Source organism: Geodermatophilus sp. SYSU D00708, assembly GCF_054050115.1.
Window position 1 is genome coordinate 1 of record NZ_JBJGYS010000059.1, and the last position, 5,421, is coordinate 5,421.

A 5,421-nucleotide genomic window follows, 5' to 3' on the forward strand; every position below is an offset into this window, starting at 1 on the left:
CCCCCCCCCCCCCCCCCCCCCCCCCCCCCCCCCCCCCCCCCCCCCCCCCCCCCCCCCCCCCCCCCCCCCCCCCCCCCCCCCCCCCCCCCCCCCCCCCCCCCCCACGTCCGGGTCGCGGACGGCGAGCTGCCGGGTGAGCCGGGTCAGCCGGGTGGAGAAGACGAACGCCTCCGCCCGCGCCCCGGCCACCGCGCCCTGCAGCAGCGAGAGGTAGACGCGGGTGTAGGGCTCCATCGACCCCGAGACGTCGCACAGCAGCACCAGCCGCCGCGGCTGCGTCCGGCGGGTGGCGTGCACCAGCCGCACCGGGTCGCCGCCGGCGCGCTGGGCGGCCCGCACGGTCCGCCGCAGGTCCAGCCGGTCGGCGCGGTGGCGGGTCGGCCGGGTGCGCCGGCTGCGCCGCTCGGGCGTGCTGAGCACCAGCCGCCGGACCAGGTCGCGGACCCCCGCCAGCTCGTCGGGGGTGAGGTCGGCGAAGGAGGTGTGCCGCAGCCGCTCCTCGGGCGAGGCGGTCGCCAGGACGACGTCCCGCTCGCCGCCCGCGCCGTCCCCCGGGAGCGAGATGCCGGAGCCCGACGGTGCATCGACCGGTGGCCGGGAGTCGGGCGGGGCCGGGCGCACCCGCGGCTCGGACCCCACCGGCGGCGGCGCGGTCGGGTCCCCGCGGCTGTCGGCGGGGTCGAGGCGGCCGTCGAAGACGGCGGAGAACACCGCGTCGAACAGCGGCAGCTGGGCGCGGTCGGTGACCAGCGCGACCCGGCAGGTCCAGTACAGCGCGGCGCGGTCGACCGGCGGCACCAGCTGCAGGGCCCGCGCCAGTCCCGCGGCCCGCTCCGGCGTGGTGGGCAGCCCGGCGCGGTGCAACGCGGTGGTCAGCCCGACAGCGAGCGGGCCGGGCGCGACCGGCGGCGGGTCAGGCACCGGCCAGCCAGGCCGCGCCCCGGCGGCGGGCCACCTCCTGGTCGTCGCGGTTCTTGAGCACCGACCCCCACGTCGCCTCCACCGCGGGCGGGTCGAGGCGGTCGACCCCCAGCACGTCGAGGGCGGCGACCCAGTCGACGACCTCGGCGATGCCGGGCGGCTTGGCGAGGTCCAGCGACCGCAGCCGGCCCACCGCCGCCGCGGCGGCGACCGCCAGCGGCTCGCTGCTGCCCGGCACCCGCCGGCGGACGATCTCGGCGACCGTCTCCGGAGGCGGGTGGTCGATCCAGTGGTAGAGGCAGCGCCGGGTGAGCGCGTCGTGCAGGTCGCGCGTGCGGTTCGACGTCAGGACGACGACCGGCGGGTGCGCCCCCCGGATGGTGCCCAGCTCAGGCACCGTCACCGCCGCCTCGGCCAGCACCTCGAAGGTGAACGCCTCGAACTCCGCGTCGGCGCGGTCGATCTCGTCGAGCAGCAGCACCGCGGGCCGCGGCCCGGGGTGCTCGATCGCCTGCAGCAGCGGGCGCCGCAGCAGGTACTCCGGGCCGAACAGGTCGTCCTCGGCCAGCGGCGCCCCCGCCGCCTCGGCCAGCCGGATGCCGAGCAGCTGGCGGGGGTGGTTCCACTCGTAGAGCGCCTCGGCGGCGTCGATGCCCTCGAAGCACTGCAGCCGGTAGAGCGGGGTGTCCAGCACCCGGGCCAGGGCCTTGGCCGCCTCGGTCTTGCCGACGCCCGGCTCGCCCTCCAGCAGCAGCGGCTGCGGCAGCCGGACGCCGAGGAACAGGGCGGTGGCCAGGCCCGGGTCGGCCAGGTAGTCGACGCGGTCGAGCGCCGCGGTCAGCGCCGCGACGTCGGGCACCAACGCCCGGACCTCGTCCTCGGCGCCGGCCCGCGCCGCGCCGTCCGGAGGACGCAGGTCAGGCGGGTGCATACCGGGCCGGGTCGGCGAGGAAGACGGTGCGGCAGCCCTCGCCGCAGAACCAGGTCGTCGTGCCGTCGACGGTCGCGTGCGGGCTGGCGTCGACGGCGGCGACGCCCATCCCGCACACGGGGTCGACGGCGCGGGCCGGTGCCGCCGGGGTCACGGGCGGCGGCCCGCTGCGCTCGGCGGTGCGCCGCTCGGCGACCACCTGCGCCCACACGGACAGCGCGATCTCCGCCGCCGTCCGCGCTCCGATGTCCAGCCCTGCCGGGCTGCGCACCCGGGACCGCTGCTCGTCGGTCACGTCCAGCGCCGCCAGGACCGCCGCGCCGCGGATCCGGCTGGCGACCAGGCCGACGTAGGGCACGCCGAGCCGCAGCGCCGCGGTCAGCGCCGGCTCCTCGCCGCGGCCGTGCGAGGCCACGACCAGCGCGGCGTCGTCGGCCGACGGTGCGGCGTCCTCCCCCGGCACCAGCTCGACGGCGAACCCGAGCGGGCCGCCGAGGGCGGCGAGCGCCTCGGCGACCGGGCTGTCCCCGACGACCAGCACCCGCGGCGCCGGCACCCGCGGCTCGAGGAAGATCTCCACCGAGCCGCCGGACAGGCACGGGTTGGCGACGGTGACCGCGCCCTCCTCGGCGACGCCGGGCCGCGCACCGGGGACGATCCGCAGCAGCAGCGGCTCGTTGGTCGACAGCGCCATCAGCCCGTACTCGCGCACCGAGGACTCCGCGCACGTGCCGCCCACGAAGCCGTCGATGACCCCGTCGGAGCGGATGAGCGCGGTGTCACCGGCGTGCGCGCTGGCCGGCCGCTGCGCGCGCACGACGGTGGCGTGCACGAACGGCACCCGGCTGCGCACCAGCTCGGCCTCGCGCTCGGTGACGTTCATGGCTCTCCCAACGGGCGGCGGAAGGGTGCGGCCCCGCAGCAGGGGCCCGCCGCGAGTAGAAGGACCCCGTCCTCCTCCCCCCTCACAGGCTCGGGCGAGCCTCGGGACGGGGCCGGGGGCAGCGGGGTCCTCCCTCAGATGGGCGGGGTGGGCCGGCCCTGCATGGCCTCCCACACGCGGGCCGGGGTGCACGGCATGTCCACGTGCCGGACGCCGAACGGGGCCAGCGCGTCGACGACGGCGTTGACCACGGCCGGGGGCGACCCGACGGTGGCCGACTCCCCGATCCCCTTGGCGCCGATCGGGTGGTGCGGCGACGGGGTGACCGTGTAGCCGGTCGCCCAGTCCGGCACCTCCATCGCGGTCGGGATCAGGTAGTCCATGAACGACCCGCCCAGGCAGTTGCCCTGCTCGTCGAAGCCGATGAACTCCATCAGCGCCATCCCGACGCCGTCGGCCAGCCCGCCGTGGATCTGCCCCTCGACGATCATCGGGTTGATCCGGGTGCCGCAGTCGTCCACCGCGGTGAACGTGCGGACGTGCACCTTGCCGGTGCCGGGGTCGACGTCCACCACGCAGACGTAGGCGCCGAACGGGAAGGTGAGGTTGGGCGGGTCGTAGGTGACCTCGGCGTCGAGGTTGCCGTCGACGCCCTCGGGCAGCTCGACGGTGCCGTGCGCGCCGAGCGCGATCTCGGTCATCGTCTTCCCGACGCCCGGGTCGCCGGTCACGAACCAGCGCCCCTTCTCCCACTCGAGGTCCTCGGGCCGGGTCTCCAGCATCGCCGCGGCGATCGCCCGGGCCTTGTCGCGGACCTTCCGCGCCGCCAGGGCCACCGCTCCGCCGCTGACCGGCGTCGAGCGGCTGCCGTAGGTGCCCAGCCCGAACGGCGTCTGGTCGGTGTCGCCGTGCACGACCTCGATGTCCTCGGGCGGGATGCCCAGCTCCTCGGCGACGATCTGCGCGAACGTCGTCTCGTGCCCCTGCCCCTGGGTCTGCACCGACAGCCGGACGACGGCCTTGCCGGTGGGGTGCACCCGCACCTCGGCGCCGTCGGCCATGCCCAGGCCCAGGATGTCCATGTGCTTGCGGGGGCCGGCGCCCACGGTCTCGGTGAAGAAGGAGACGCCGATGCCCATGAGCTCGCCGCGCGCCCGCTTCTCGGCCTGCTCGCGGCGCAGCTCCTCGTAGCCGGCCAGCTCCAGGGCCATGCGCATGGCCGGCTCGTAGTCGCCGGAGTCGTACACCCAGCCGGTCTTGTTGGCGTACGGGAACTGCTCGGGCTTGATGAAGTTGCGCACCCGCAGCTCCACCGGGTCCATCTCCAGCTCGGCGGCGAGAATGTCGACCATCCGCTCGACCAGGTAGACCGCCTCGGTGACCCGGAACGAGCAGGCGTAGGCGACCCCGCCCGGCGCCTTGTTCGTGTAGACGCCGGTGACCGAGCAGTGCGCGGCCTGCAGGTCGTAACTGCCGGTGAAGATGGAGAAGAAGCCGGCCGGGTACTTGGTCGGCTGCGCGGTGGCGTTGAACGCCCCGTGGTCGGCCAGCACGTTCGTGCGGACGGCGAGGATCTTCCCGTCCCGCGTCGCGGCGACCTCCCCCCGCATGATGTAGTCGCGGGCGAACGAGGTGCTCATGAGGTTCTCGGAGCGGTCCTCGACCCACTTCACCGGCCGGCCGGTCACGATCGACCCGACGACGGCGAGGATGTAGCCGGGGTAGATCCCGACCTTGTTGCCGAAGCCGCCGCCGATGTCGGGCGACACGACCCGGATCTTGTGCTCGGGGATGCCGGCGACCATCGCGAACAGGGTGCGGTGCGCGTGCGGGGCCTGGCTGGTCTCGTACAGCGTCAGCTTCCCGTCGACCGGGTCGTAGTCGGCGATCGCCCCGCAGGTCTCCATCGGCGCCGGGTGCACCCGCGGGTAGACGACCTCCTGGCTGACCACGACCTCGGCCGAGGCGAACACCGCGTCCGTGGCGGCGCGGTCACCGGCCTCCCAGTCGAAGACGTGGTTGTCGGTGCGGCCTTCGAGGTCGTCGCGGATGACCGGGGCGTCGGGGTCCAGGGCGCGGCGGGCGTCGACGAGCGGCGGCAGCTCCTCGTACTCGACGTCGATCAGCTCGAGGGCGTCGCGGGCGGAGTAGCGGTCCTCGGCGACGACGAAGGCGACCTCCTGCCCCTGGAACCGCACCTTGTCGGTGGCCAGCACCGCCTGGACGTCGGAGGACAGCGTCGGCGCCCAGGCCAGGTTCATCCCCTCGAGGTCGCGGCCGGTGACCACCGCGTGCACCTTGGGGTGGGCCAGCGCCTCGGTGGTGTCGATGGAGACGACCCGGGCGTGCGCCAGCGGCGAGCGCAGGATCGCGCCGTGCAGCATCCCCGGCAGCACGATGTCGTCGAGGTAGCGGCCGCGGCCGCGGATGAAGCGCGGGTCCTCCTTGCGCTGCACCCGGCCGTAGCCGATGGGCCGGTCGGCCGCGGTCATCGCCGGGTTCGGCTCGCGCTCCTGCGGCAGCGAGGATCGCTCCTGGATGGTGGTCATGCCGGGACCTCCTCGCCGCGCTGCGTGGGGGGGGGGGGGGGGGGGGGGGGGGCCCGCGGGGGGGGGGGGGGGGGGGGGGGGGGGGCGGGGGGGGGGGGGGGGGGGGGGGGGGGGGGGGGGGGGGGGGGGGGGGGGGG

4 protein-coding genes are annotated in these 5,421 nt (G+C 76.2%); all 4 read right to left on the minus strand.

Translation table 11 applies throughout. The features are described from left to right. Positions 1-921: VWA domain-containing protein (locus tag ACI79D_RS24815; RefSeq protein WP_456921205.1), on the minus strand; the 921-nt coding region annotated here is incomplete at its 3' end. Continuing rightward, positions 914-1,852, minus strand: a complete 939-nt coding sequence (locus tag ACI79D_RS24820) for an AAA family ATPase (RefSeq protein WP_456921206.1) — start codon at positions 1,850-1,852, stop codon at positions 914-916. The genes ACI79D_RS24820 and ACI79D_RS24815, both read right to left, overlap by 8 nt. Beyond that, positions 1,839-2,735, minus strand: coding sequence for an XdhC family protein (locus tag ACI79D_RS24825; protein WP_456921207.1), 897 nt, complete (start codon positions 2,733-2,735; stop codon positions 1,839-1,841). The genes ACI79D_RS24820 and ACI79D_RS24825 overlap by 14 nt, the downstream gene beginning before the upstream one ends. 134 nt (positions 2,736-2,869) lie before the next feature. Then, positions 2,870-5,284 carry an aerobic carbon-monoxide dehydrogenase large subunit gene (locus ACI79D_RS24830; protein WP_456921208.1) on the minus strand — a complete coding sequence of 805 codons (2,415 nt, stop codon included), beginning with the start codon at positions 5,282-5,284 and terminating at the stop codon, positions 2,870-2,872. Positions 5,285-5,421 lie beyond the last annotated feature (137 nt).